The sequence below is a fragment of the Microbacterium sp. NPDC087868 genome, assembly GCF_044900755.1.
GTDB lineage: Bacteria > Actinomycetota > Actinomycetes > Actinomycetales > Microbacteriaceae > Microbacterium > Microbacterium galbinum.
Window position 1 is genome coordinate 163,822 of sequence record NZ_JBJDNO010000001.1, and the last position, 25,950, is coordinate 189,771.

A 25,950-nucleotide genomic window follows, 5' to 3' on the forward strand; every position below is an offset into this window, starting at 1 on the left:
CACCACGAACGCCTCGAGACATCACGTGTGCCGTGACGTCTCGAGGCGGAGATGGTGTCTCGACGCTCAGGACGCGCGCTGGACCGATGCGCGCTGCACCGCCGTGCGCAGGGCGTCCGGCAGCTCGGCCGTGCCGCCGTCGAGCCGCTCCCCGTTCAGGAAGAACGTGGGCGTGCCGTTCACGCCGCTGCGGATGCCGCCCTCCTCGTCCGTGCGGATGCGCGACAGGTAACGCTGCTCCTGTACCGCCGCGCGCAGATCGGCGACGGGGAGGGCGAGCTTCGCGCAGATCTCGGCGTAGAGCGGCGATCCGAGTCGGGACTGGTTCTCGTAAAGCATGTCGTGCACCTCCCAGAAGGCGCCGTGCGACGCGGCGAATTCCGCCACGAATGCCGCATCGACCGCTTCGGGATGCATCTCGGCGAGCGGGAAGTTGCGGAACACGAAGCGCACGCGGTCGCCCAGTTCGGCGAGGAGCTTCTTGACGACCGGGTACGCCTCGCCGCAGTAGGGGCACTGGTAGTCGCCGTATTCGACGAGCACGACGGAGGCGTCGTCCGGTCCGGTGCTGTGGTCGTCGGTCGAGACGGGAATGCGGAGCGAGGACATCATCCTCTCCTTTCATCGGGGGTGAGAGCGTCGAGCGCGTCCAGCACGCCGTCGACGCCGGGGTTGAGGGCGACGGGGGAGAGATAGCTCCAGGCGATCACACCCGCCGCGTCGATCACGAAGAGGGCTCGACGGCTCTCCCCGGTGCTGTCGTCGTAGGCGCCGTAGAGGCGGGAGACCGCGCCCTTCGGTTCGAAGTCGCTGAGGAGCGGGAAGTGCAGCCCGTGCGCGGAGGAGAACGCCTCGTGCGACCACACGTTGTCGACCGACACGGCGACGACCTGCGCGCGGCGCTCGTGGAGCATCGGCAGCGCGGCGTTGATGACGGAGAGTTCGTCCCCGCACACCGGACTCCAGTCGGCGGGGTAGAAGGCGAGGACCACCGGCGCACCGCGGAGCTCACCGAGCCGCAGCGACTGATCGGCGGTGACGCGCAGCGTGAAGTCGGGTGCCGTGGTCCAGGCGGTGAGGATCCGTTCGCGGCATTCGGTCTCAGGGGTGTCTGTCATGGCTCCACTCTCCCTTCCGCCGGTCGCCGCCGGTTAGGGCGCGCGTCCGGACTCGACCAGACAGGTGTCGAGGAGGGATGTCACGGGGTCGGCGCGTTCTGAGAGGGATCGACCGCACCGTGCGCGGAGCGGGCGACGAGGAGGAGGATGCCGAGGACCGCTGCGGCACCGATGATCGACGCGCAGGACCACGCCCGATCGAGGGCGAATCCGATGCCGCCGCCGGCCGCGAACGCCACGAGCACCGAGGTGTAGGCCGCCGCCGGACGCAGGTGGGGCTCGCCGTCGGAGGCGATCGTCCTCCCCGCGGCTCGAGCGAGAAGACTCGCGGCCATCTGAACCACCGAGGTGACGGCGATGTTGCCGTAGAGCATGCCGGTCTCGCGGTGGAAGGCATTGCCCTGCACGCCGGCGAGGAAGCTGATCGCGCCGGCGATCCACTCCGGCCCCACCGCCCCCGTGACGCTCGCGAGGGCGAGCGCGGCGAGCGCGATCACCTCGCAGAGCAGCACCTCGACCGAGTACCCGCGCCCGGTTCGCGCCCGCCACAGCACGACGAGCGTGCAGAGGAACGAACCGAGGGCGAACGACAGGACGGATGCCGCAGCCGCAAGCACCCTCGACGGGTCTCCGTCGGCCATGAAGTAGCCGATCGAGAGCAGATTGCCGGACTGCACGGTCGCGAAGGTGCCGATCTGCCCGAACGTCCAGGCATTGAGCAGGCCCGAGACCAGGGCGAGCGCGGCAGCGGCGGGCGCGCTCTCGAGCAGGGGATAGGGGCGGGGCGTGCGAACGATCGATGACGACATGAAGACCTCCAGGGATGCCCCCATGCAAGCGCCGCGCGGGATGGACCTCGTCCGACGAGAGTCGAGAACCGATTCGTCACGGGGGTGTGTACCGGCGATGGACGAAGGAGCAGACTCCTCGGTATCGTCCGGAACCATCACGAAGGAGCACCGCATGGACACGTCCGAGAACGCCGAGCTGGGGCACGAGGTCCCGACACTCGGGAACCCCGACCTGCCGCAGGAGGGCGAGGTGAACATCGCCGACCGTCCGCAGAGCAACACCATGGGCGGGCCGCAGAACGAGGTCATCGAGTCGCAGTTCCCCAATCAGATGCACGCTCCGGCGACCGACATCAGCACGCAGCCGTTCTTCTGGTCGTCGTTCAACATCTCCCCGCGACGCGTGCAGCGAGGCGGGTGGGCGCGGGAGCTCACCAAGCAGGACTTCCACATCTCTGACGAGATCGCCGGGGTGAACATGTACCTGGAGCCCGGCGGCATCCGCGAGCTGCACTGGCACCAGACCGCGGAGTGGGCCGTGATGACTCGGGGCAAGGCGCGCGTCACGACGCTGAGCCGTTCGGGTCTTCCCGCCGTCGAGGACGTGGAGGAGGGCGACCTGTGGTTCTTCCCGGCCGGCACCCCGCACTCCCTGCAGGGACTGGGCCCGGACGGCGCGGAGTTCGTGCTCGCGTTCGACGACGGCGACCAGTCCGAGTCGAACACGCTGCTGCTCACCGACTGGTTCGCGCACACGCCTCCCGAGGTGCTCGCCAAGAACTTCGGCGTGGCGCAGGAGGTGTTCTCCGACATCCCGCTGCACAACCTCTGGATCTTCCCCGGTGACGAGCCGCCGGCCCTCGAGGTCGATCAGGCCGCCGCGGGCGTCGAGTGGGGCATGGAGCCGGTGATCTTCCGCCTCTCGCGGTCGAAGCCGCTCTACGAGAACTCGGGTGGATCGATCCAGATCGCGGACTCCACCAACTACAAGTACTCGACAACGGTCGCCGCGGCGCTCGTGACGGTCGAGCCCGGTTCGATGCGTGAACTGCACTGGCACCCGAACGCCGACGAATGGCAGTACTACCTGCGCGGTTCCGCCCGTATGACCGTGTTCAACACGGGGCCGCACGCCAACACGACCGACTTCCGCGCGGGCGATGTGGGCGTCGTGCGCAAGAACTTCGGTCACTACATCGAGAACACCGGTGACGACGTGCTGCAGTTCCTCGAGGTGTTCCGCACCGACAGGTACGAGGAGATCTCGCTCGCGAACTGGCTCTCGCACGTTCCGCCGCAGCTCGTCTCGGCGCATCTCAACATCGACCCGGCGATCCTCGCGACGTTCCCGCGCGGGGCGCAGGGGATCACCCCGCTGCGCTGAGCACCGGACGAAGGGGGCGGTGCGACCGAAAGGTCACACCGCCCCCTTCGTGTGCGTCGGGGAGGCGGGAAGGCGCCGACCCGCGCGGCGGCTCAGGAGCACAGCACCGAGGACGAGCACGGCGACCACCGCTCCGATCGCCGTGTCGCCGACGCGCGCGAGCACCGATTCCAGCAGGCGGTCACGGTCTCCACCCGTGACGAGCAGGAGCGCCATGGGCGTCACCAGCATCAACGCGAAGAGCAGATTGCGTCGCACCAGCGCCACGAAGCCGAACACGAGCACGCCGACGATCGTGAGCAGCGCGAGTCTCTCCGGTGTCCAGAGGAGGAAGAGCAGCGCGAGTGCGCCGCCCAGGGCGGTGCCGAGCACGCGCTGCGCCATCCTGATCGTGCCGCGGTGCACGTCGGCATCCTTCTGAAGGATGCCGAGCACCGCGAGCAGCACCCAGGCCGCGTGGTGCAGACCGAGCGCGGCGCTGACGAGCAGGGCGAGCAGGATCCCGACCGTGAGCCGTGCGAGGATGCGCGCCGACTCCGGCGTGAAGGTGAACGTCCAGCCATGATCCGCCGGGGCGAGGGCATCGCGTCGCCGCACCGCGGGGACGAGCAGCGGAGCGACGACCGCGGCATAGCCCGCGAGGATCCCGACGACGATCGTCGCCAGGACGACGCCGGGGTCCATCGCGGCCCCACCGGACGAGGCGGGCGCCGTGAGCTGCCCCATCGACCCCGTCGTCAGGACGGGGAAGATCGCTCCGGGAGGTCCGACATCGAAGGCGAGGCTCAGGAAGGAGAACGCGATCGCGACAGCGCCGATCGCGAGCAGACTCGCGGTGAGGGAATCGCCGGTGAGGATTCCGAGCAGGGATCCCAGGACGAAGCCCGCCGCGATCACGGGGAGCTTGGCCGCGCGCTCGCGACGGCTGCGTCCGGAGAGGTACATGACGACGAGAGCGCCGAACGAGGCGAGCAGACCGAGCGATGCGGCGCCGGCGGCGGCGAACACGACGGCGGGCAGGACGACCGCGAGCGTCGCCTGGGTCGCGGCGACCCAGGAACCCGGCGAGGGGACGACGGCGGTGAGCTCGCGGAGCGTCCGGGCGGCCCGGTTCATGAGGGCGCGGCGGGGTGGGGTGGGGAGTGGTGCGCAGCGCCCGCATGATGGGCGCGGCGGGGAGTTGCGGCATCCGCCGTCTCGACCAGATGTTCGACCTCCACCGAGTTCGCGAGCGCGCCCGCCGTTTCGATCACCGTCTGGTCGTAGCGGGTCAGTCGTGCTCGGTGCTGCTGCAGGTGCTCGTCCCAGCTGCCGACGCCGAAGGCCTCGACCCAGTCGCCGTCCTCGCGGTCCTGGTAGAGCGCCCAGGTGCGTGCGCCCGTGCGCCGCCGGCTGTGCTCGACGAGGCGCATCTGAGCGCGGAAGGCATCGACGTTCTCGGGCGCGACGTCGTAGCGCACGAGAACGAGGGTGGGGCTCGTGCCATCGACGTCCACGGACGCTTCGGCGAGAGGGAGCGCGAACGTCTCGCGCTTCTTGTCGGCGGTCTCGAGCAACGGCCAGAGGAGTTGCGAGGCCGCGACCAGCAGCGTGACCACGCCCGCGGCGGCGGTCACCGCGGTGGCACCGACCCAGCCGGCGACCACACCGCTGAGAAGCCCGCCCGCCGCCATCGAGCCGTACAGCACCATCTGGTACACCGAGAGTCCCCGTGCCCGCACCCACACCGGCAGGAACGATTGCACCGCGCCGTTCAGCGTGGCGACGACGCCGATCCACGCGGCACCGGCGAGGGCGAGAAGGGGCAGGGCGAGCACGATCGTCGGCGAGAGGGCGACGCCGATGGTGGCCGCGCCGAAGAGGACGGATGCCGCGAGCACCGTGCGGTTGGCTCCCCACGAACGGAACACGGGCATGAGGAAGGCCGCGCCGATCGATCCGACGCCGATCCCGGCCAGCAGCAGACCGTAGCCGGCGGAGTCGAGCCCCAGCCGCTCGGTCGCGATGAGGGGGAGGAGCGCGTAGAGAACGCTGCCGGGCACGACGAACGCCCCGAGCCGCACGTACATGCGCCGTACGACGGCGGCGCGGGTGACGTAGCGGACTCCCGCCCGTGCCGCGTCGACGAAGCGCTCGGCCTGTCGCGCATCCGGACGGTAGCTGCGCCAGGTGACGAGCACGACGAGGAACGCGGCGAACGAGAGGAGGTTCATGCCGAACACGAAAGCGACGCCGAAACCCGACAGCAGTACTCCGGCGATCGCGGGACCGATCGCGCGGGCGATGTTGACCGAGACCGCGCTCAGCGACGCCGCCATCGGCACCAGCCGCACCGGCACGATCTCGGTCGCAAGCGCTTGGTACGCCGGCAGCTGCACCGCGGTCGCCCCGCCGAGCAGCAGAGTGATGATCAGCAGCAGGTACGGCGTCATCTCGCCGGTCGCGGTGAGAGTCACCAGAGCAGCGCTCAGAAGGACCTGCAGCGTCTGCATCCAGATGAGCAGCGATCGGCGGTTCAGGAACTCCCCGAGCACCCCGGCCGGGATGCCGAGCAGCAGCACGGGCGCGGCGGACGCCGTCTGGATGAGGGCGATGAGCAGAGGATGCGTGTGCTGCTCGACCATGAACCACTGCGCGCCGACGGTCTGCATCCAGGTGCCGATGTTGCTGACGAGCGCGGTGATCCAGAGTGCGCGGAAGATCGGGACGGCGAGCGGCGCCCAGATGCGGTCGTGCGCAGGATCGTTCGGGACGGGGCGGTCACCCGTCGCGGGCTTCGGTTCGGGCGGGCGGTCCATGCGCGTGCCGTCAGAGCCGCTCGGCGGTCGCATCGAGCACGACCTTGCCGACGGTCGTCCCGCTCTCCAGCAGCGCATGCGCGCGGCCGGCCTCGGCGAGCGGGAAGACGGCATCCACGGCGCCGCGGATCGCGCCGCTGTCGACGAGCGGGAGGACGTCGCGGACGACGCCGGCGACGATCGCTGCCTTCTGCGCGGCCGGCCGTGCACGCAGGAGCGTGGCCGAGACGCTCGCCCGGCGCGACATCAGCTCCCACAGGTCGAGCGTCGTCGGCCCGGTCGTCCCTCCGATGATCACGAGGTGGCCGTCGAGGGCGAGGCTTTCGATGTTGCGCTCGAGGTACGGAGCGCCGACGATGTCGAGGATGGCGTCGACGCCGCGTCCGTCCGTGGCGGCGAGCGTGGCCGCGGCGAAGTCCTCATCGCGGTAGTTGATGGCCATGTCGGCGCCGAACGCGCGGGCCGCCGCCGCCTTCGCGTCGCTGCCCGCCGTGGCGATGACTCTGGCGCCGATCGCTTTCGCCCACTGCACCGCGAACGAGCCGATGCCACCCGCCCCGCCGTGCACGAGAACGGTCTGCCCGGCGGTGAGACCGGCGATCATGCCGAGATTGGAATACACCGTGCAGGCGACCTCGGGGAGACCCGCTGCCTCGACCATCGTGAGCGAGCGCGGCTTCGGCATGATCTGTGTCGCCGGCACGACGACCTCCTCGGCGTAGCCTCCTCCGGCGAGCAGGGCGCACACCTCGTCGCCGATGCTCCAGCCGTCGACATCCGCCCCCACCGCGTCGATCACGCCGGCGCACTCGAGGCCGGGGCCTGCCGGCGCCCCCGGAGGGACCGGATAGTGGCCCCGGCGCTCGAGCAGGTCGGCGTTGTTGATCCCCGCCGCATGCACGCGGATGCGCACCTCGTGGGCGGTCGGCTCGGGCCGCGCGACCGGCACCAGACGCAGCACCTCGGGCGGGCCCGGGTGCGTGAAACGGATGGCGGAGGTCATGGGATGCCTTCTCTCGGATCGGGTGCGAGCGGGAACGCTCAGGCGGCGGCCGTGGCCGAGTTGCTCTTCGCGTACGCGATGATGCTCTGCGCGTAGTGCGGGGTCTCGAGCTCGCAGTGCTGACCGGAGGCCTTCTGGCGTGCCGCGGCGGCCTCTTCGAACGTCGCGCCGCTGGCCGTGATGAACTCGAGGAACTCCTCGGTCGGGTGCGAGGTGACGGTGTTGACGTAGCGCAGCTGGTCGCCCTCCAGCTGCTCCATGCCCAGCTCCCAGATCACCTGCGTGGTGGTCCAACCGGTCGGGGTGAGGATGTCGGAGATCGACACCATCTTGCAGTAGTGCTTGCTCGCGACCTCGTAGCGGTACTGCTGGATCACGAGGCCGGTGCCGATGACCTCGACGTTGATCGACATGGGCGTGCCGTCGTCGTCGACCGTGTAGCCGGCCGCCTTGTGGTCGCCGGGCGCGCAGCGCTGGTACTCGTGGGTGGGCAGGTTCTTGAGCCAGGACTCGATGTCGACGTCGTCGAAGTTGCCGGTCACATCGGAGGTGACGACGGCGTGGGAGAGCACCAGGTCGGAGCGGACGGTGACAGCCATGAGGGGATCCTTCGTTCGTGCCGGGTGGAGGGGAGAGCCGCGCAGGATTCCCGGTGTCGTCCTTGCGTTCCTCCATCTCCCCACATCGCCCGGCACGGGGCATCCGACGAAGGACGGGGACTGCTTCGTCGGCTGTCGAGGCCCGCGTCAGACGGTCTCGGACCGCTTCTTGCGGAAGGGGCGAGCAGGCGTGTGCGGTCCGTCCCACACGGTGATGATTCCCCAGGCGACCGCGGCGAGCGGTACCGAGAGCACGGCGCCGACGATGCCGCCGAGGATCGTGCCCGCGGTCAGGGCCAGCAGGATGACGAGGGCATGCAGCTTCAGCGACCGGGCCATGACGACCGGCTGCAGGAAGTTGCCCTCGAGCTGGTTGACGAGCACCACGATGCCGACCACGATCAGCGCCGCCACCGGGCCGTGCGTCACGAGGGCCACGAGAGCGGCGAGGATGCCGGCGGCCGTCGCGCCGACCAGGGGGATGAAGGCGGTGAGGAAGACGATCACGGCGAGCGGGATCGCGAGCGGGATCTGCAGGATCGCGAGGCCGATGCCGATACCCAGCGCGTCGGCCGCGGCGACGATCGACGTGCCGCGGATGTAGCCGCCGAACACGTCGACGGTCTTGTCACCGATCCGGCGCGCCCGCTCGTAGCTCTCGCCGGTGAAGGGGCGCAGCAGGAACTCCCAGATACGGGGGCCGTCCTTGAGGAAGAAGAACAGCACGACGATCATCAGCGCGAGGCCGGTGAAGAAGCTCGCGGTGGCCGAGACGCCGGCCAGGGCGCCCTGACCGAACGAGGCGCTCGTGAGGAAGTCCTGCGCGTTGGCCCAGACGTCGTCGAGGTCGATGGCGCCGAAGTCGAACGGGAGGGTGCCGAGCCAGTCGGTGACCTGTGCGATGCCGTCGGTGGCGGAGTCGACGAGGTCGTCCCACTGCGATCGCACGGTGAGCACGATCACCCAGACGACGCCGCCGAGCACGGCGAGGATGCCGATCAAGGCGATCCAGGTGGCGAGGATCGACGGCATCCCGCGACGGCGCATCAGGGCGACGAGCGGATGGATCGCACTCGCGAGGATCAGCGCGATCGTCACGGGGATGAAGACGAGGGAGAGCTGCGTGATCACGAGCACGCCGACGGCGACGAGAGCGAGCACGATCAGGGTCTGCAGGCTGCGGGTCGCGACGACACCGAACCCTCGGGACCAGAGCCCCGGCTCGGCGGGCTTCGGCATCTCCGGTCGTCGGAACAGTCCCATCGGTTTCCTCCCGTTCGCCGGCGCTCGCGCACCGTGAGTGTCCAACCTAGCAACCGCCCCTGACGCTCTGTGGCAGGTTGGAGGGATGAACACCTTCCCCGCTCACGAGACGAGGCCGGTTCGACGCACCCTGCTCGTCGGATTCGGCAAGCTCGGCGCTCGGCTGGCCCCCTCGTTGATCGCGGACGGGAGCGAGGTGTTCGCGCTTCGCCGCTCGGCATCCGACCTGCCCGCCGGCGTGATCGGTATCGAGGCAGACGTCGCGTCGCCGTTGCCCGTCGATCTCCCGGCGATCGATTCGCTGGTCGTCACCCTTCCGCCGGGAGAGGGGGTCGACGCGTACCGCGTAGCGCTCGGCCATATCGTCCACGCCCTGCCGGCGATCCCGGAGCGCACGGTGTTCGTGTCCTCGACGGGCGTCTTCGCGGGCGAGAAGCCCGACCATGTGCTGACGGAGCGCACGCTGCCGCACCCGCAGACCGAGCGCGCGCAGGCGATCCGCGATGGCGAGCTCGCCGCGCAGGAGCTGTTGTCTGCGGTCGTGCTCCGCCCTGCGGGCATCTACGGCCCGGGCAGGGACTTCTTGATCCGCCGCGTGCGGGATCACGCGGAGGTGGACTATCGGCGCTGGACCAACCGCATCCATGAGAGCGATCTCGTCCGCACGATCGACACGCTTCTGCGCATGGCCTCTCCACCCGTGCTTCTGCACGCCGTCGACGAAGAGCCGGTCCGGCTCGGCGAGGTCGTGACCTACATCGCCGATCTACTCGGTGTGGAGCCGCCGCCGGATGCCGGGGCTCACCGCGATTCGGGCCATGTGTTGGACGGTGCACTCCTTCGCAGGGTCGTCGGGCCGCTCGAGTTCCCGTCGTTCCGATCCGGGTACGACGCTATGCACCGGTGACGGAGGGGACGGAGGCGACCGACCGCGCGCGGAACCACAGCGTCAACTCGGCCAGCGCGCGCCGAGCGGTCTCGGTATCCGCCCCCTCGTCGAGATCGTCGAACGAATCCCGATACCCCTCGGGGATGCCGCCGGAGAAATCGCGGAGGGGCCGGTAACCCATGGTCCAGTCGCTGAAGCGACGCTCCGCGATCCCGTCGCGCAGAAGGATCCGGAGGTCGTGGTGGCGATGGTCGCGACGGATCGTCTCGATGAGACGATCGACGACGTCGGGCGCCCCCTCGAGGATCTGGATGAACCGCCCGTCGCGGTAGAGGAGCATGCCGGTGACACCTCTCTGCGTGTTCAGGCGTCGGCAGGTCGTCAGGAGGTCTTCGAGAGCGGAGCCGCGGAACGGCTGCGACGCGGTGCTCGTGTAGACGACGGAGATCAGGTCGGCGCTCATCTGTCACCTCCGACGAGTTCGTCGCCCGCGGTGGACAGGGGCGTGCTCGGCGTCGACGAGGCGGTGACGGCATCCGTCGCCTCGTGGAGCGACGCGAACGCGCCGATCTCCCGCGATCGCGCATCGAAAGCGGCGTAGTGCCCGTCCGTGCGGCGGTCCACGTAACCGAGGAAGTCCCCACCGCGACTGCCGACATGGAATCCGTCTTCGACGCACGCCCAGAGGACGTCGTCGGGGTGCTGATCAGGATCGTTCACAACGTGAACGTTAGGGCGTGCCGCCGACATCGTCTTCCCCCTTGCGCTCAGCACGCCCCGTACGGCAGGCAGAGTCGAAGCCCTCCTATGCTCCGCCGTCCGCGTCCGTCTCCTCCTCGGGGGAGGTGCCTTCCGGAGCGTCGGTGGTGAAGTCCGCGTCGGTGATGTTCCCTGCGGCGATGTCGGAATCCGGGCCGTCGTAGGTGCGCGGGTCGTCGGTCTCGGGCGAATCGGGGGTGCTCATCTGATCTCCTGTCTCGAGTGAAGGGCATCATCATTCCGAGTGGGCAGGCTTGCGGTCGAGGTCGTTGACTTCGGTCGGTCGTTCGTGCCCGACGAGGCATCCCGGGCATAGTGGAGGACACGAGTTCGGGAGAGTGCGATCCCGACGGACGCGGAAGGCCGCCGAATGGACGTCATCTCATGGTTCTGGCATCCCGTGGCCCTGTACATCGGTTTCTTGGGCCTCAGCTTCCTCGGAGTCGTCGGCATCGTCGCCTTCATCCTCGTGCAGGTTCTCCGGAGCAAGGGATCCCCGGCACCCCTGCCGCCCAGCGGTGATGAGCAGTTGCGTGGTGGGCGGAGCGGGCCGGCCGGACTGCCGCCGGCCTACGAGTATCCCGCGCCACCCATGCCCTCTCCCGCGCCCCTCGCCGCCGGGCGGCTCCCCACCCTCGTGCCCGGTTCCGCACACACGGCGCCGCCGCGGCCACCCGTGAGTCCCGTCCCGCCGCAGGCTCCGCCTCCGGGCTGGTACGCGAGCGGCATCCGCCGGGTCGCCCGCTGGTGGGATGGCTCGTCCTGGACATCGCACCTCTCGTACCGAGGAGCGCCCACCACGGTGGAGAAGGTGCAGCGAGCACAGCGGATTACGCAGATCGGCTGGGGGTCGCTCGCCGCCGCGGTCGCGGTCTTCGGTCTCGTCCTCTCGCTCATGGATGGCTTCAGCCTGTCCGCGGCGCTCTACACCTGGTGGTCGCCTCTCACCATCGGCGGCGGCGCAGCACTCAGCATTATCGCGACGACGCGCATCGGCAGACTGCGCATGGGGCCGTCAAGGTTCGATCCCCTCGTCTGAGAGGAAGCCGCGCGTCAGCGCTCGAACGACCCGGTGGATGCCTTCAGATCGGCGACGGTCGTCGCGCTCATCCGGCGCCCACGCGTCTCGCCGCCGAAGAAGACCGCGATCGCTCCCACGACGCACGCCGCGACGATGAACAGCGAGACCGCCCAGGTCGCACCGCCGGTCGCCGCGACGAGGGCCACGGCGATCAGCGGTGTCGTGCCCGCGCTGACGGCACCGGCGAGTTCCCGCGAGAACGCGAGGCCCGTGAATCGAGCACCGCCGGTGAAGAGCTCGGCGAAGTAGGCCGCCTGGGGGCCGAACATCGCGCCCACCCCGAGGCCCAGGCTCAGCACGATCGCCACGACGACGAGTGCCGGTGCCTCGCCGCCGCCGATGAGCCAGAAGTACGGGAACGCGAAGATCCCCGAGAAGACGATGCCGAACAGGATCACCGGACGTCGGCCGATCCGGTCGGAAAGGGCGCCGAACACGGGCAGCAGCACCATCGTCACGGCCGTGCCGATCGTGGTGGCGACGGGGCCGACGGATGCCGACAGCTGCAGGTTTCCGACCAGGTACGCGGTGATGAAGGCGAGGTTGATCGACGAGACGACGTTCTGGGGCAGTTGAGCGAGGAAGAGGGTGAGCATGCCGGTCTTCTCCTGCGCGAAGACGGTCTTCACCGGGGAGACGGGGGCGTGCTCGTCCGACTGCATCGCGACGAATGCGGGGCTCTCGGCGAGGCGGAGACGGATGATCAACGCCACGATCACAACGACGGCGCTGAGCAGGAACGGGATGCGCCAGCCCCAGGCGAGGAACTGATCCTCGGGCAGCTGGGTGACGACGGCGAAGACACCCGAAGCCATCAGCAGACCGAGGTAGACGCCGGCCGACGGCCAGGCGCCGTGCAGGCCGCGGCGTCGCGGGTCGGCGTGCTCGACCGAGAAGATGGCCGCCCCGCCGAACTCGGCTCCGGCACCGATGCCCTGCACGAGGCGGAGGACGATCAGCATGATCGGTGCCCAGATGCCGATCTGCTCGTAGGAGGGGGTGAGCCCCATCAGGAACGTCGCGACGCCCATGATCAGCAGTGTCAGCACGAGCACGCGCTTGCGGCCGAGGGTGTCGCCCATTCGGCCGAAGATGAGACCGCCCAGGGGACGGATGAGGTAACCGACAGCGAAGGTCGCGAAGGCGGCGAGCGTGGCCACGACGGGGTCGGAATTCACGAAGATGATCCGGTTGAAGACCAGCGCTGCGGCCGTGCCGTACAGGTAGAAGTCGTACCACTCGAGGGCCGAGCCGACGAGGGCTGCGGCGCCGACGCCGAGCATCGAGTTCTTCTTCGTGGGGGTGGTGGGGGAATCCGTGCGAGACATCGTCGTCCTTCGTGTCGTTGCCAGAGGGGGAGAGGGGTGGTCGTCATCGACTCAACGGAGGTGGCACCTCCTTCGTGCGGCGCCGACCGCTCAGCCCGAGAAGGGCGATGACGTTCGGGAGCGGGCAGAGGAGTGAGACGGCGAGGTATCCGGTCCGGGGGACCCGCATCGACGATAGCGCCGCCGAGTGGCGTGGTCCGACCGGGGCGTGAGAGATCCGTAGCGGGGGGAGCGGCTCGGCGTTCATGGCAGATCCTGCATCGTTGCGAGGGGCATGGTGAGCCAAATCCTACAGGAAACAGGATCTATGCAGACTCTTTCGCGAGGATCGTTCCGTCGCTATCGTGGCGACGATGACATCCGTGATCCCTTTCCGTGAGCTTCCCGTCGACCTCGCCGACGTGCGTTATGCGTACGGTCCCGACAGTCAGCGGAGCGCCCGGACCGCCCCTGGCGAGGTCATCGAGTTCACGATCGACGAGAGCACCGTCTTCCCCGGAACCGTGCGACGATGCTGGATCCACGTGCCGAGCGCGTACGACGGTGAGCGCGATGCGGCACTGATGGTGTTCAACGATGGCTGGTGGTACTTGGATCCCGAGGGGGAGATTCGCGCCGGAACAGTGCTCGACAATCTGATCGAGCACGGGGAGATACCTGTGACCATCAGTCTCTTCATCGACCCCGGGGTCGTGCGCGACTCGGGACACCCGAAGAACCGCAACGTCGAGTACGACGCCTTCGACGGGCGTTACGCGACATTTCTGACGACGGAGGTTCTTCCGATCGTCGAATCGCGCTTCCGGATCTCCGTGGATCCGGGATGGCGCGGGATCTGCGGTGGCAGCTCGGGTGGGAACGCCGCGTTCACGGCCGCTTGGCAGCGGCCCGACGCGTTCTCGCGCGTCATCGCGTTCGTATCGAGCTTCGCGCAGATCCCCGGGGGCAATCCGTTTCCGCATCTGATCGCGACCGAGCCGCGGAGGAACGTGCGGTTCTTCCTTCAGGCGGCCCATCGTGACGACGGATGGGATCAGCCGCAGATGAATCAGCTCGCGGAGAATCTCGAGGTCACGGCCGGGCTTGCACGTGGGGGTTACGACTTCCGGCTCGTGCTGGGTGATGGCGGGCACAGCCCGAACCACGCGGGCGTCCTGCTGCCGGATGCGCTTCGCTGGCTCTGGCGTGATGCGGTGCACGGCAGCATCCCTGAGCTGGCTGCATTGTGACAGACATGCCGGACAAGAGCGGGGGTCTAGCGCGGTTCGGAACGGCAACCACGCGCCTGGTCGTCTTGCGGGGTGACTCGGCGTCGGGAAAGACGACGACGGCGCTGGCGTTACGTCGGCAACTCGGCGGGCGCACCGCCCTGATCCATCAGGACTACTTTCGTCGTGAGCTGCTCTCCGACGCCGATCGAGGTTCAGTGTCCGCTGATGCTGCGCCGCTCATCTACGCAGTCGCGCGTGAGTCGATCGACCTCGGCTACGACGTGATCCTCGAAGGAGTGCTGAACCTGCGTGATTACGATTCGATGCTCGATCGGCTACGGCGGGATCACCGCGGCGTCACGCGCTTCTATCAGTTCGATGTGGGGTTCGAGGAGACGGTTCGGCGCCATGAGACGCGCGCGCTTCGAAGCGCGTTCGGCGCTGGCCAAATGCGCGAATGGTATGACGGGTGGGCTCCACTGACCGGGATCGACGAAGAGCGCGTCGGGCCGCACGAGTCGCCGGATGACATCGTCGCGAGGGTTCTCTGCGATCTGAGGGAGGCATGAGAAAAGCCCCGCGATGTCTCGCGGGGCTTCCCATCTTCGGTGGACCTGAGGGGACTCGAACCCCTGACCCCCTGCATGCCATGCAGGTGCGCTACCAGCTGCGCCACAGGCCCAGAATCGCTCCGGACTGACCGGGGCAACTCGAAAAGCGTACTACAGGTCGCGAGCTCAACACCAATCGGCGCGAGCCGCCCGGGCGCGTCGTGATGCGGAACAGGTACGAGAGCCCCGGGGGAACAACGGCGGGTGCCCGCACGTTCACGTCAGCGTGAGCATCCTCGACAGCATCGTGATCGGCGCGGGTCAGGCCGGACTGTCGGCGTCGTACCACCTGACGCGGCTCGGCATCTCGCACGTGGTGCTCGATTCCGACGCCGAGCCGGGCGGAGCCTGGCAGCACCGATGGGATGCCCTGACGATGCGCGACGTGCACGGGGTCGCAGAGCTCCCGGGCGACACTCCGCCCCCGCGTGACGGCCAGCGCGCGAACATCGTCGTCCCCGCCTACTTCGCCGCCTACGAGCGAACCCATGTCCTTCCGATCATCCGCCCCGTCACGGTCGATCGCGTGGACGACGAGGACGGCGTGCTCGTGACACGAGCAGGGGAGCGGGAGTGGCGCTCGCGCACCCTGGTGAACGCGACCGGCACCTGGACGCATCCGTTCCTGCCGCATTACCCGGGCATGGAGACGTTCCTCGGCGAGCAGCTGCACACGATCGATTACCCCGGTCCCGAGCACTTCCGAGGGAAGCGCGTTCTCGTGGTCGGGGGCGGGGCATCCGCTGTCCAGTTCCTCGGCGCGCTCGCCCCGATCACCGACACCCTCTGGGTGACGCGGCGCGAGCCGGTCTGGCGCACCGACGACTTCACGCCCGAGGCGGGCGCGGCAGCAGTCGCACTCGTCGAGCAGCGCGTCGCGCAGGGGCTGCCGCCGCAGAGCGTCGTGAGCGTCACCGGGCTCATGCTCCGCGAACAGGAGCGAGAAGCCGAGCGCCTGGGAGCATACTCTGCACGGCGACCCATGTTCACGCGTATCGAACCCGACGGCGTGCGCTGGGCCGACGGATCGTTCGAGCGCGTCGACGTGATCCTGTGGGCGACCGGGTTCCGGCCCGCGATCGGTCACCTCGCCCCGCTGCATCTGCGCAGCGCCGCGGGAGGCATCCAGCTCGATCGTGGCGGACGAGGAACGACGGCCGTCGCCGATCCCCGGATCCAGCTCGTGGGTTACGGGCCCTCGGCGAGCACGATCGGGGCGAACCGTGCAGGGCGCTCTGCCGCGACCGGAGTGCGGCGAGCGCTGGCGAACGTTCCCTCGATACGCTGAAGGCATGCTTCGCCTCGCACTGCTGATCGTTTGGTTGCTGCTCACCGCCTGGCTGGTGATCTGGACGGGCGAGGGGCTCTTCGGAATCGATCAGCGGCAGTCGATCCTCCCTTTCGGGGGCGACAGCCTCGGTGCCCCGATCATGATCGGCGTGGCCTGGGGGCTTCTCCTCACCTTCGGGGGCGTGATGCTCGGCCCTGCCCGCCGACGACTCGCACGCGCGGGTGACGCACGGATCGGTATCGGACGCATCGTCGAGGTCGAGACCACGGGAACGACCATCAACGACGTGCCTCAGTACGACATCTTCCTCCGCGTGACCCCGACCGATGGCGACGACTTCGTGGCACAGCTGCGCACCCTCGTGCCGCTCGCCGACGTGGGGGCGCTGCAGGTCGGCCAACCGCTCGCGGTGCGGTACCGGCCCGGCGACCACGACGCCCTCGAACTCGTGGATCCGTCCGATCCGGCGGTGAGCGAGGCGTTGCTGCAGTGGCGCATCGACCGCGGACTGATCGACCCGCGCCAGGTGCGGGCGCGCACGACCGGTACGCAGGTTCCGGCATCCGTTCTCGAGATCCGGCCCACCGGGCGCCGTCGCGAGGGCCAGTCCGAACTCGCGCTGCGGGTGCTGCTCGCGCCCGAGGGAGGGGAGACCTGGGAGGCCGACACCACGGTGTTCGTGTACCCGCAGGCGATCCCGCATCTGCAGGTCGGCGCCCCGATCTGGGCGTTCTACCGCCGGGAGGATCCGCAGACCGTGGCCGTGACGATCGAGAAGGAGGCCGGGCGATGAACCCCCTCGACACCCTGTTCTGGCTGCTGAACTTCCCTGCGTCCCACGCCTACGCGATTGTCTTCATCGCCGGCTTCTCGATCCTCGGACTGTTCGCGATCTCGGCGAAACGCACGAGTCCGCGTGTGGCGCTGCGCCGTGTGCGGGAGCGCGAGGGTCTCCTCCCGGAGGGCGGCGCGACGCGCCGCGACATCGGCGGAACGACCGTGCGCGTGCTGTTCCGCATCCTCGCCTTCGTGATGCTCGCGAACCTCGTCATCGGCATCCTGAGCCTGACCGGTGTGCCGGTCACGCGCGCGTACATCTACGACAACGGCCGCCCGACCATCGGAACGCTCGACGGCGACTGGGTCACCTTCACCACGGGCGACGGGGTGGAATACACCCTCGAGAGCAACTTCTTCAGCCCGGCCGTCTTCCCCGACCGTGACGCGTACATACCGGGCGGTCAGGGAGTGGTCGTACGCTACCTTCCGAGCCATCCGCAAGCTTTCGTGATCGACAGCTCTCAGCTGCCGGAGTGAGGAGAATCGCATGTCCCGCATCATCGTCTTCGGAGGGCACGGCCGTATCGCCCTGCTGCTCGCCCCGCTCCTGGTCGCCCGCGGCGACGAGGTGACCGCCGTCATCCGAAACCCCCAGCACATCGCCGATGTCGAGGCCACGGGCGCGCGTCCGCTCGTGGCCGACATCGAGTCGCTCGATGTCGCGGGGATCGCCGATCTGATCCGCGGTCACGACGCGGTCGTCTGGTCGGCCGGCGCCGGTGGGGGAGACGCGCAGCGCACCTATGCGGTCGACCGCGATGCCGCGATCCGCTCGATGGACGCAGCCGAGGTCGCGGGAGTCCGCCGCTACGTGATGGTGTCGTGGATCGGCTCGACCGCCGACCACGGCGTGCCCGAGAGCGACGGCTTCTTCGCCTACGCCGACGCGAAGTGGGCGGCCGACGAGCACCTGCGCTCCACCGATCTCGATGGCACGATCCTCGGCCCCGGCACCCTCACGTTCGACGACCCGACCGGTCGCATCGTGCTCGACCCCGAGGGCAAGGGCGAGGTGTCGCGTGCGGATGTCGCCGCGGTCATCGCTGCCGCGCTCGTCGAGCCGTCGACGTTCGGGCGCACCATCCGGTTCGGCAACGGAGCGGCCGACGCCGCCCTGCCCATCGCCGAGGCGCTGAGCTGATCGGATGAGAGCGCTGCGTCGCTGGATGCTCGCGACCGTCGCCGCCCTCGCGGTGGCGGCGGTCGCGGCACCCGCGGCGGCGCAGACGCCGTCGTATGATCCGCGGCCGACCGCTCTTCGTCTGCAGACGGATGCCGCGACCCCGGCGGCTCTCGGACCCGCTGCGCGCGCGGAGGCAGAGGTGCGCGGCATGAGCGTCGCCGAGCAGGCGGCGAGCGTCGTGATGGGACACATCCCGGTGGCGGATCCCGCGGCTCTCCACGCGTACATGCAGCAGGGACTCGGCGGCTTCATCCTGATGGGCTCGAACATCCCCGCCACCGAGCCGGAGCTGCGCGCGCTCACCTCCGCGTTGACGGTCGACGAGTCGCTTCCTCCGCTGATCGCGATCGACCAGGAGGGCGGGATCGTCTCGCGTCTGCCGTCCGACGCGTTCGCGGCATCGACGACCCTGAAGTCCGCGCCGGTGGCAGACACGACGGATGCCTTCACGGCGCGGGCCTCACTGGTCGCCCGCCCCGGGGTCAATGTCAACTTCGGCACCGTCGCCGACGTCGCCGCGGATTCCGCATCCTTCATCTACGGGCGGGCTCTCGGCACCGACCCGTCATCGGCCTCGGAGCGCGTCGCGGCGGCGACGACGGCGCAGGAGGAGTTCCTCGCTTCGACCCTCAAGCACTTCCCGGGACACGGAGCGGCGGAGGGGGATTCGCATCACGCGATCCCGACGACGCCGATGTCGAAGGAGCAGTGGCGCACGGCCGACGAGCCCCCGTTCGCCGCCGGGATCGATGCGGGTGCCTCGCTGCTGTTGTTCGGACACCTCGCCTACACCGCGGTCGACCCCGCGCCCGCGTCGATGTCGGCCGAGTGGCATCGGATCGCTCGCGAGGAACTCGGTTTCGACGGCGTCATGGTGACCGACGATCTGGGCATGCTGCTCTCGTCGGGCGACCCCGCCTACGCGGATCCGGTGGCGAACGGCGTCGCCGCGATCGCCGCGGGCAACGACCTCGTGCTCATGATCGCGGGGTCCACTCCCGAGACCGCCGGTCGGATGGTCGCGGGACTGGTCGCCGCCGTGCAGTCCGGCGACCTGCCGGCAGAGCGACTCGCCGATGCGGCGACGCGCGTCAGGGAGCTGCGCCTCGAGCTGGCCGCCGACACCGCCGACTGGTCGGTGTGCGCGGACTGCACGCCCGCCGGCTGAGCTCGCCTTACGCGGCCGCGGTCTCCGCGTCTCCGAGCCAGGCATCGAGCAGCGAGGTGCGCAACGCCGCACCACGATCGGCGAAGACCCGCTGGCGGCGCACGTACTCCGCCTTGCCCTCGCTCGTCTCGATCGGCACCGGCTCGACGTTCCAGGCCGAGAGGTCGTAGGGGGCGGCCTGCATGTCGAGCAGGCGGATGTCGCGTGCGAGCTCGAACGCATCGAGCAGCAGGTCGCCGGGAACGAGGGGACCGAGCTTGGTCGCCCACTTGTAGAGGTCCATCCCCGCGTGCAGGCAGCCCGGCTGCTCGAACAGCGGCTGCTCCTCGCGCGTGAGCGCCGAGCGGTTGAGGGGCACGGCCTCGGGAGTGAAGAAGCGGAAGGCATCGAAGTGGGTGCAGCGCAGATCGTGCGCCTCGACCACCGCGTCGGTGCCGTCTCGTCCCAGCCGGAGCGGCACGGGATGGCGGTGCTCGTCCGCCTGGTAGACCATGGCCCACTCGTGCAGACCGAAGCAGCCGAACTGTCCGGGCCGTGAAGCGGTGCGGCGCAGCATCCGTTCGACGAGTCCCGCGAGTTCCGGCTTCTCGCGCGCGAAAGCCGGAGCGTCGGGCACGACGCTGCCGGGAGCCGATCCCGCGGCGTACCAACGCCAGCCCGCGCGTTCCGCAGCGTCGGCGAGCTCGACGCCCGCGCCGGGATGCCAGCGACGCAACTGCGCGGGCTTGTACGAGTAGTAGGTGAAGAGGAAGTCCCACACGGGGTGCTTCTCCCCGGCCGCGGCGCGCGAGCGGTGCTCGGCGGTCAGGGCGTCGGCGCGCTCCTGGTGGGCGTGCTCCCGCACGCGCCAGTCGACCTCGTCCAGGGGGAGGGGCATGTCAGTCCAGGATGCCGGCGTCGCCGAGCCGGTCGCGGAGTCCGGCGCCGTCTTCGGCGCTGACCCACGGCACGTCCTCGTCGCCGTGCGGCTCGGCATCCGTGCGCCCACCGGCGAGAACGGCCTCCGCGGGGAGCAGACGACGGATCGCCACGCCGGCGACGGACTCGGGATGCTCCTCGAGGAAGGTCGAGTAGATGGCCTCGTCATGCTGCCCGTCGTCGCCGATGAGCAGCCAGCGCACGTGCGGGAACTCGTCGGCGAGCCGACGCAGGTTGGTGAGCTTGTGCTCACGGCCGCTGCGGAACCAGCGGTCGTGCGTGGGGCCCCAGTCGGTGAGGAGCATGGAACCCGCGGGGAAGAGGTGGCGGCTCAGGAAGCGACGGAGCGTCGGCGCGATGTTCCATGCGCCGGTCGACAGGTACACCATCGGAGCGCCGGGGTGCTGGCGCAGCAACTGGTCGAGGAGCACTCCCATGCCGGGCACGGGGATGCGGGCGTGCTCGTCGAGCACGAAAGAGTTCCAGAACGCGATGAACGGACGCGGCAGAGCGGTCACCATCACGGTGTCGTCGACGTCGGAGACGACCCCGAACGTGGTGGACTCGCCGACGACGAAGGTGGTCGCCTCGACCGGCTCCTGCTCTTCCGTCGACACGCGGAACGTCTGCCATCCGGCGTCGAGATCCGCGTGGATCACGGCGTCCACGACGCCGCCGCGATCGGCGACGACCTGGTGAACCGTGTCGCCGACGTGCACCGAGACCTTCGCGAAGCTCACCGGGATCCCGACGAAGCTTCGCCAGCCGCGGATGCTCGCGAGCTCCCCGTCCTTGCCGCGTCGCTGCGGCGGCACGATCAGGACGCGCCCGACGACGCGCACCCAGCCGGGTCCGCCATAGCCCGGGAACGGCACGACCGTCGCGGTGCGACCCCGCTTGCGCGCACGAACTTCACGCCACACATGGAAGCGGTGTTCGAGTCGGGCGAACCAGTGGATCCGGGGCGCCGGGGGTGCGGAAGCCATTGGCTCAGTCTTTCACGTCCGCCTCGGGTTCCGCGTCGTGGGCCTCGAGGTGGCGGGCTTCCGAGCGCTCGAGGAGCTTCTTGCCGAGGTAGACCACGACGAGGAAGACGACGATGATGCCGACGAAGACATATCCGGCATAGTGCACGCGATCGACCATCTCGTCGAAGGTCAGCGCGGCGAGAGAGGTGACACTGACGTACGCGACCGCCCAGATCACGCAGGCGGGAGCCGTCCACGCCAGGAAACGCCGGTACGAGTAGGCGCTCATGCCGACCGTGAGGGGCACGAGGGAGTGCAGTACGGGCAGGAATCGCGAGAGGAAGATCGCGATTCCGCCGCGGCGTTGCAGATATCGCTCGGCACGCACCCAGTTCTTCTCGCCGATCCGGCGCCCGAGCCACGACGTCCGGATGCGGGGGCCGAGCCAGCGACCCAGGGCGAAACCGATGCTCTCGCCGATCAGCGCGCCGATGACCACGGCGATCACCATCGCGGTCGCCTCGACCGGACCTCGGACGCCGATCGAGGCCATGATCACGACGGTGTCGCCGGGCACGAGGAGTCCGATGAGGACGCTGGTCTCGAGCATGACGGCGACGCCGGCGATGAGAGTGCGGGTGACGGGGTCGATCGAACGGATGAATTCGAACAGCCAGGTCAAGAGGTCATCCACAGCACGAGAATACGGGAGCGGCCAGGTTCTAGGCTGACAAGGTGCCCCATCGTCCACCCGCTCGTCCCCTTTCCGTCTGGGTCGAGCCCGTCGACGTCTTCCGTGTTCTCGAGGCCTCGTCGCCGGAGGTGTTCTGGCTCGACGCGGGTCCCGATACGGCGAACGGGTGGAGCTTCGTCGGCGTCGGCGAGCCGTCGGCGCTGCCCGCTGATGTGGCGCTCGGGGAGGTCCGCGGCGCTCCCGCCGACGGGGGAGCGGCCGACGATGAACGACCGCCGTTCCGCGGCGGATGGGTGGGCTGGCACGATTACGAGACCGGGGCGGTCGCGGCCGGTGCCCCGACCGACGGCGGCGACGCGGATGACCGGGCGTCGTGGATGCGTGTGCAGCGTTTCGCCGCGTTCGACCATGCGCGTCGGCGGGTGTGGGTGCAGACCGATGGAGACTTCGCTCAGTGGGAGTCCTTCGTCGAGGAGGCGGCGGTCGCGGCATCCGCTCTTCCCGACCTGCCGAAGGCGCCGGTCGCCGGTGTCGTGGCCGAGGCCCGGCACGAACCGGCGGAGTACGCGGGCCTCATCGAGCGCTGCCGTGACCTGATCCGGCAGGGGATCGCGTATCAGCTCTGCCTCACGACGCGCTTCTCGGCTTCCGGTGTCGGCGATGCGGTCGCGGTCTACGCGCGACTGCGCGCCGCGACGCCCGCGCACCACGGAGGTTTCGTTCGGATCCAGGGGCGTGCGCTGCTGAGCGCGAGCCCCGAGCAGTTCCTCCTCGCCGCGGACGGCGTCATCCGCACGCGGCCCATCAAGGGCACGCGGCCGCGATCCGCGGATCCGATCGAGGATGCCGCTCTCGCCGCCGAGCTCGCCGTCAACCCCAAGGAACGCGCCGAGAACGTCATGATCGTCGACCTCATGCGCAACGATCTCTCCCGCGTCTGCGTCGCAGGGTCCATCCGCGTGGAGGGGCTGTGGGTCGTGGAGAGCTATCCCGCGGTGCACCAGCTCGTGAGCACGGTCAGCGGCACGGCGGCGCCCGGTGCGACCGTCGGTTCACTCCTCGACGCCGCTTTCCCCGCGGGCAGCATGACCGGGGCCCCGAAGCTCTCGGCCATGACGCGCCTGCACGCGCTCGAAGGCGGCCCGCGCGGGATCTACGCCGGCTGCTTCGGCTACGTCGGAGTCGACGGTGCCGTCGACTTCGCGATGGTCATCCGCAGCATCGTGATCGACGAGGACAGGGCGACCATCGGCGCCGGTGGCGGGATCACCTGGGGATCGGATGCCGCGGCCGAGGTCGCCGAGGTCGCGACCAAGGCGCGTGCGCCGCTCGCGGCGCTGGGCGCTGTCCTGCCCGGGGCCTGGGGTTCCGATATCCTGAACTGATCCCGATTTTCCTTTCAGATTGGTCGTGCGTTCGTTGTCTGAGAACCTGTCCACCGCTCCCGCCGAGGACGAGACGTCGTCGGCTCATGCCATCCAGGCCAAGTGGCAGAAGTACTGGGCGGAGAACGAGACGTTCCTCACCGGCGGTGATGACGACACGCGCCCCCGGCGTTACGTGCTCGCGATGTTCCCGTACCCGTCCGGCGACCTGCACATGGGACACGCTGAGAACTACCTGTACTCCGACATCGTGGCGCGCTTCTGGCGTCACCGCGGGCACAACGTCCTGAACCCGATCGGGTGGGACTCCTTCGGGCTGCCCGCCGAGAACGCGGCGATCCGTCAGGGCGCCGACCCGCGCGAGTGGACGTATCAGAACATCGCGCAGCAGAAGGTCGGATTCCAGGCGTACGGCGTCTCGTTCGACTGGTCGCGCGTGCTGCACACGTCCGACCCCGAGTACTACCGCTGGAACCAGTGGCTGTTCCTGAAGATGCACGAGCGCGGTCTCGCCTACCGCAAGAAGAGCGCCGTCAACTGGTGCCCCAACGACCAGACGGTGCTGGCGAACGAGCAGGTCGTCGACGGTCGCTGCGACCGTTGCGGCTACGAGGTCGTCAAGAAGAAGCTGACGCAGTGGTACTTCCGCATCACCGACTACGCCGACCGTCTGCTCGACGACCTCAACCAGCTCGAGGGCTTCTGGCCGCACAAGGTGCTGCAGATGCAGCGCAACTGGATCGGCCGCTCGGTCGGCGCCGACGTCGACTTCCGTATCGAGGGCCGTGACGAGCCTGTCACCGTGTTCTCGACGCGCCCCGACACGCTGCACGGCGCCACGTTCTTCGTCGTGGCGCCCGATTCCGACCTGGCCGCCGAGCTGGCGGCGGATGCTCCGGCCGAGGTGCGCGAGCGCTTCCAGACGTACCTCGAAGGGGTGCAGAAGGAGACCGACATCGCCCGCCAGGCGACGGATCGCCCCAAGACGGGCGTCTTCCTCGAGCGCTACGCGATCAACCCGGTCAACGGCGAGAAGCTGCCGATCTGGGCTGCCGACTACGTACTGGCCGACTACGGTCACGGTGCGGTCATGGCGGTTCCCGCGCACGACCAGCGCGACCTCGACTTCGCCCGCGCGTTCGACCTGCCGGTCAAGGTCGTCGTCGATACGACGGCGCCCATCACGGGAGCGATGCCGGTCATCGAGGTCGACGACGAGGGCGTGCCGATCGACACCGGCGCGCTCGACGACCAGAACCCCGCGTCGACGGGCATCGCGCTCACGGGTGAGGGGCGTCTGATCAACTCGGGCGAGCTCAACGGCCTGTCGAAGCGCAACGCGATCGCCCGCGCGATCGAGCAGCTCGAGGCATCGGGCACCGGTCGCGCCGCGAAGAACTACCGTCTGCGCGACTGGCTGATCTCGCGTCAGCGGTTCTGGGGAACGCCGATCCCGATGCTGCACGCCGAAGACGGCAGCATCATCCCGGTCGCGGAGGACAAGCTGCCGGTTCGTCTGCCGAGCATCGAGGGCCTGGATCTCAAGCCGAAGGGCACCTCGCCCCTGGGCGGTGCCGAGGGCTGGGTGCGCACGGTCGATCCGGCCACCGGTGAGCCCGTGCTGCGCGACCCCGACACGATGGACACCTTCGTCGACAGCTCGTGGTACTTCCTGCGCTTCCTGTCGCCGAACAGCGATCAGGTCGCCTTCGACCCTGCCCAGGCCGCACGATGGGCTCCGGTCGACTCCTACATCGGAGGAGTCGAGCACGCGATCCTGCACCTGCTGTACGCACGCTTCATCACGAAGGTGCTGTTCGACATGGGGCTGATCGACTTCACCGAGCCGTTCTCGAACCTGATCAACCAGGGCATGGTTCTCCTCGACGGCCAGAAGATGTCGAAGAGCAAGGGCAACCTCGTGCTCTTCCAGGAGGAGCTCGACGCGCACGGCGCCGACGCGCTGCGCGTGGGCCTGGCGTTCGCGGGACCCGTGGAGGACGACAAGGACTGGGCCGACGTCTCGACGACGGGTGCCCAGAAGTTCCTGTCGCGGGCGCTGCGCATCGCGCGCGAGGTCTCGAGCCCGATCGACGTCGTCTTCGACGGTGGTGATGCGGCGCTGCGCCGCACGACGCACAAGCTCCTGTCCGAGGCCCCGGCGCTCGTCGAGCAGACCAAGTTCAACGTGCTCGTCGCCCGCCTGATGGAGCTGGTGAACACCATCCGCAAGACGATCGACAACGGTGCGAACGGTGCTGCCGACCCGGCGGTGCGCGAAGCCACCGAGACCGTCGCCGTGATGCTCGACCTCATCGCCCCGCACACGGCGGAGGAGATGTGGGAGATCCTCGGACACGAGCCCTCCGTGGGTCTCGTCACGTGGCGTTCGGCGAACCCGGCGCTGCTGGTCGAAGACACCATCACCGCCGTCGCGCAGGTCAACGGCAAGGTGCGCGCTCAGCTCGAGGTCTCCGCACGCATCGGCGAGGCGGAGCTCGAAACTCTCGCCCGCGGCGATGAGCGCGTGATCCGAGCGATCGGTGACAAGGAGATCGTCAAGGTCATCGTGCGCGCGCCCAAGATCGTGAGTTTCGTCGTCAAGGGCTGATCCGCTCGCTCGATCGAGACCGCCGTCCGGATGCCGGGCGGCGGTCTCGGCGTTCCG

At 69.2% G+C, this 25,950-nt stretch carries 27 protein-coding genes and 1 tRNA gene; 12 read left to right on the forward strand and 16 right to left on the reverse strand.

The features are described from left to right. Nucleotides 1-66: 66 nt before the first annotated feature. The 3 genes from ACI2JZ_RS00805 to ACI2JZ_RS00815 form a co-directional block, all read right to left on the reverse strand. Nucleotides 67-609 (reverse strand): DsbA family protein, encoded by a 543-nt coding sequence (locus tag ACI2JZ_RS00805; RefSeq protein ID WP_404596227.1) that lies wholly within the window; start codon nucleotides 607-609, stop codon nucleotides 67-69. Continuing rightward, complete coding sequence (locus ACI2JZ_RS00810; protein WP_404596228.1) at nucleotides 609-1,118, reverse strand: redoxin domain-containing protein; 510 nt, start codon at nucleotides 1,116-1,118, stop codon at nucleotides 609-611. The genes ACI2JZ_RS00805 and ACI2JZ_RS00810 overlap by 1 nt, the downstream gene beginning before the upstream one ends. 80 nt (nucleotides 1,119-1,198) lie before the next feature. After that, entirely contained in the window at nucleotides 1,199-1,927 is a 729-nt protein-coding gene (locus ACI2JZ_RS00815; protein WP_404596229.1) for a YoaK family protein, read from the reverse strand. 154 nt (nucleotides 1,928-2,081) lie between these two features. Here ACI2JZ_RS00815 and ACI2JZ_RS00820 point away from each other — a divergent pair, with 154 nt between their 5' ends. Next, nucleotides 2,082-3,293, forward strand: coding sequence for a cupin domain-containing protein (locus ACI2JZ_RS00820; protein ID WP_404596230.1), 1,212 nt, complete (start codon nucleotides 2,082-2,084; stop codon nucleotides 3,291-3,293). A gap of 33 nt (nucleotides 3,294-3,326) precedes the next feature. Here ACI2JZ_RS00820 and ACI2JZ_RS00825 read toward each other — a convergent pair whose 3' ends face one another. The 5 genes from ACI2JZ_RS00825 to ACI2JZ_RS00845 all read right to left on the reverse strand — a co-directional run bounded on the left by ACI2JZ_RS00825 (nucleotide 3,327) and on the right by ACI2JZ_RS00845 (nucleotide 8,956). Beyond that, nucleotides 3,327-4,409 (reverse strand): FUSC family protein, encoded by a 1,083-nt coding sequence (locus ACI2JZ_RS00825; protein WP_404596231.1) that lies wholly within the window; start codon nucleotides 4,407-4,409, stop codon nucleotides 3,327-3,329. Next, on the reverse strand, nucleotides 4,406-6,091 hold the full coding sequence (locus ACI2JZ_RS00830) for an MFS transporter (protein WP_404596232.1): 1,686 nt from the start codon (nucleotides 6,089-6,091) through the stop codon (nucleotides 4,406-4,408). The genes ACI2JZ_RS00825 and ACI2JZ_RS00830 overlap by 4 nt, the downstream gene beginning before the upstream one ends. 10 nt (nucleotides 6,092-6,101) lie before the next feature. Further along, entirely contained in the window at nucleotides 6,102-7,094 is a 993-nt protein-coding gene (locus tag ACI2JZ_RS00835) for an NAD(P)H-quinone oxidoreductase (protein WP_404596233.1), read from the reverse strand. A 38-nt stretch (nucleotides 7,095-7,132) separates the two neighbouring features. Continuing rightward, the gene (locus ACI2JZ_RS00840; RefSeq protein WP_404596234.1) at nucleotides 7,133-7,693 is read right to left on the reverse strand and encodes a hypothetical protein; all 561 of its coding nucleotides are present in this window, start codon (nucleotides 7,691-7,693) and stop codon (nucleotides 7,133-7,135) included. A gap of 147 nt (nucleotides 7,694-7,840) precedes the next feature. Further along, nucleotides 7,841-8,956 (reverse strand): AI-2E family transporter, encoded by a 1,116-nt coding sequence (locus tag ACI2JZ_RS00845; RefSeq protein ID WP_247622188.1) that lies wholly within the window; start codon nucleotides 8,954-8,956, stop codon nucleotides 7,841-7,843. Between the two features lie 85 nt (nucleotides 8,957-9,041). Here ACI2JZ_RS00845 and ACI2JZ_RS00850 point away from each other — a divergent pair, with 85 nt between their 5' ends. Continuing rightward, the gene (locus tag ACI2JZ_RS00850; RefSeq protein WP_404596235.1) at nucleotides 9,042-9,863 is read left to right on the forward strand and encodes a hypothetical protein; all 822 of its coding nucleotides are present in this window, start codon (nucleotides 9,042-9,044) and stop codon (nucleotides 9,861-9,863) included. Here the strand turns inward: ACI2JZ_RS00850 and ACI2JZ_RS00855 are convergent. From ACI2JZ_RS00855 to ACI2JZ_RS00865, 3 genes are all read right to left on the reverse strand, one after another. Next, nucleotides 9,850-10,308, reverse strand: coding sequence for a BLUF domain-containing protein (locus ACI2JZ_RS00855; protein ID WP_404596236.1), 459 nt, complete (start codon nucleotides 10,306-10,308; stop codon nucleotides 9,850-9,852). The genes ACI2JZ_RS00850 and ACI2JZ_RS00855 overlap by 14 nt on opposite strands. Then, nucleotides 10,305-10,565, reverse strand: a complete 261-nt coding sequence (locus ACI2JZ_RS00860) for a hypothetical protein (protein WP_404596237.1) — start codon at nucleotides 10,563-10,565, stop codon at nucleotides 10,305-10,307. The genes ACI2JZ_RS00855 and ACI2JZ_RS00860 overlap by 4 nt, the downstream gene beginning before the upstream one ends. A gap of 85 nt (nucleotides 10,566-10,650) precedes the next feature. After that, complete coding sequence (locus tag ACI2JZ_RS00865; RefSeq protein ID WP_404596238.1) at nucleotides 10,651-10,809, reverse strand: hypothetical protein; 159 nt, start codon at nucleotides 10,807-10,809, stop codon at nucleotides 10,651-10,653. 165 nt (nucleotides 10,810-10,974) lie between these two features. On the opposite strand from ACI2JZ_RS00865, the gene ACI2JZ_RS00870 reads away from it, so the two are divergent. Then, nucleotides 10,975-11,643, forward strand: coding sequence for a DUF2510 domain-containing protein (locus tag ACI2JZ_RS00870; protein ID WP_404596239.1), 669 nt, complete (start codon nucleotides 10,975-10,977; stop codon nucleotides 11,641-11,643). 14 nt (nucleotides 11,644-11,657) lie between these two features. On the opposite strand, the gene ACI2JZ_RS00875 is transcribed toward ACI2JZ_RS00870, so the two are convergent. Further along, nucleotides 11,658-13,013 carry an MFS transporter gene (locus tag ACI2JZ_RS00875; protein ID WP_404596240.1) on the reverse strand — a complete coding sequence of 452 codons (1,356 nt, stop codon included), beginning with the start codon at nucleotides 13,011-13,013 and terminating at the stop codon, nucleotides 11,658-11,660. 353 nt (nucleotides 13,014-13,366) lie between these two features. Here ACI2JZ_RS00875 and ACI2JZ_RS00880 point away from each other — a divergent pair, with 353 nt between their 5' ends. Together ACI2JZ_RS00880 and ACI2JZ_RS00885 are read left to right on the forward strand one after the other, a co-directional pair. Then, nucleotides 13,367-14,242, forward strand: coding sequence for an alpha/beta hydrolase (locus ACI2JZ_RS00880; protein ID WP_404596241.1), 876 nt, complete (start codon nucleotides 13,367-13,369; stop codon nucleotides 14,240-14,242). 5 nt (nucleotides 14,243-14,247) lie between these two features. Then, on the forward strand, nucleotides 14,248-14,793 hold the full coding sequence (locus ACI2JZ_RS00885) for an AAA family ATPase (protein ID WP_404596242.1): 546 nt from the start codon (nucleotides 14,248-14,250) through the stop codon (nucleotides 14,791-14,793). 40 nt (nucleotides 14,794-14,833) lie between these two features. Here ACI2JZ_RS00885 and ACI2JZ_RS00890 read toward each other — a convergent pair. Next, a tRNA-Ala gene (locus ACI2JZ_RS00890) sits at nucleotides 14,834-14,906 on the reverse strand. Nucleotides 14,907-15,061: 155 nt separating this feature from the next. Here ACI2JZ_RS00890 and ACI2JZ_RS00895 point away from each other — a divergent pair. The 5 genes from ACI2JZ_RS00895 to ACI2JZ_RS00915 are packed head-to-tail and all read left to right on the forward strand — an operon-like array spanning nucleotide 15,062 to nucleotide 19,317. Beyond that, nucleotides 15,062-16,123, forward strand: coding sequence for an NAD(P)-binding domain-containing protein (locus ACI2JZ_RS00895; protein WP_404596243.1), 1,062 nt, complete (start codon nucleotides 15,062-15,064; stop codon nucleotides 16,121-16,123). Between the two features lie 4 nt (nucleotides 16,124-16,127). Next, nucleotides 16,128-16,919 (forward strand): hypothetical protein, encoded by a 792-nt coding sequence (locus ACI2JZ_RS00900; protein WP_336640170.1) that lies wholly within the window; start codon nucleotides 16,128-16,130, stop codon nucleotides 16,917-16,919. Continuing rightward, nucleotides 16,916-17,443 carry a hypothetical protein gene (locus ACI2JZ_RS00905; protein WP_404596244.1) on the forward strand — a complete coding sequence of 176 codons (528 nt, stop codon included), beginning with the start codon at nucleotides 16,916-16,918 and terminating at the stop codon, nucleotides 17,441-17,443. Before ACI2JZ_RS00900 ends, ACI2JZ_RS00905 begins: the two co-directional genes overlap by 4 nt. 10 nt (nucleotides 17,444-17,453) lie before the next feature. Then, entirely contained in the window at nucleotides 17,454-18,107 is a 654-nt protein-coding gene (locus ACI2JZ_RS00910) for an SDR family oxidoreductase (protein ID WP_404596245.1), read from the forward strand. A gap of 4 nt (nucleotides 18,108-18,111) precedes the next feature. Further along, nucleotides 18,112-19,317, forward strand: a complete 1,206-nt coding sequence (locus ACI2JZ_RS00915) for a glycoside hydrolase family 3 N-terminal domain-containing protein (RefSeq protein ID WP_404596246.1) — start codon at nucleotides 18,112-18,114, stop codon at nucleotides 19,315-19,317. Nucleotides 19,318-19,324: 7 nt separating this feature from the next. On the opposite strand, the gene ACI2JZ_RS00920 is transcribed toward ACI2JZ_RS00915, so the two are convergent. Genes ACI2JZ_RS00920 through ACI2JZ_RS00930 form a run of 3 tightly spaced genes read right to left on the reverse strand, consistent with a single transcriptional unit; the run spans nucleotide 19,325 to nucleotide 21,897 of the window. Next, entirely contained in the window at nucleotides 19,325-20,194 is an 870-nt protein-coding gene (locus ACI2JZ_RS00920; RefSeq protein ID WP_404596247.1) for a 3-methyladenine DNA glycosylase, read from the reverse strand. 1 nt (nucleotide 20,195) lies between these two features. Beyond that, nucleotides 20,196-21,221: an App1 family protein gene (locus ACI2JZ_RS00925; RefSeq protein ID WP_404596248.1), complete on the reverse strand. Its 1,026-nt coding sequence runs from the start codon at nucleotides 21,219-21,221 to the stop codon at nucleotides 20,196-20,198. Between the two features lie 4 nt (nucleotides 21,222-21,225). Further along, nucleotides 21,226-21,897 (reverse strand): DedA family protein, encoded by a 672-nt coding sequence (locus tag ACI2JZ_RS00930; protein ID WP_404596249.1) that lies wholly within the window; start codon nucleotides 21,895-21,897, stop codon nucleotides 21,226-21,228. A gap of 41 nt (nucleotides 21,898-21,938) precedes the next feature. Here ACI2JZ_RS00930 and ACI2JZ_RS00935 point away from each other — a divergent pair, with 41 nt between their 5' ends. Together ACI2JZ_RS00935 and leuS are read left to right on the forward strand one after the other, a co-directional pair. Beyond that, a complete protein-coding gene (locus ACI2JZ_RS00935) occupies nucleotides 21,939-23,282 on the forward strand; it encodes an anthranilate synthase component I family protein (RefSeq protein ID WP_404596250.1) in 1,344 nt (447 codons plus the stop codon). 34 nt (nucleotides 23,283-23,316) lie between these two features. Beyond that, a complete protein-coding gene (leuS, locus tag ACI2JZ_RS00940; RefSeq protein WP_404596251.1) occupies nucleotides 23,317-25,893 on the forward strand; it encodes a leucine--tRNA ligase in 2,577 nt (858 codons plus the stop codon). Nucleotides 25,894-25,950: the final 57 nt, after the last annotated feature.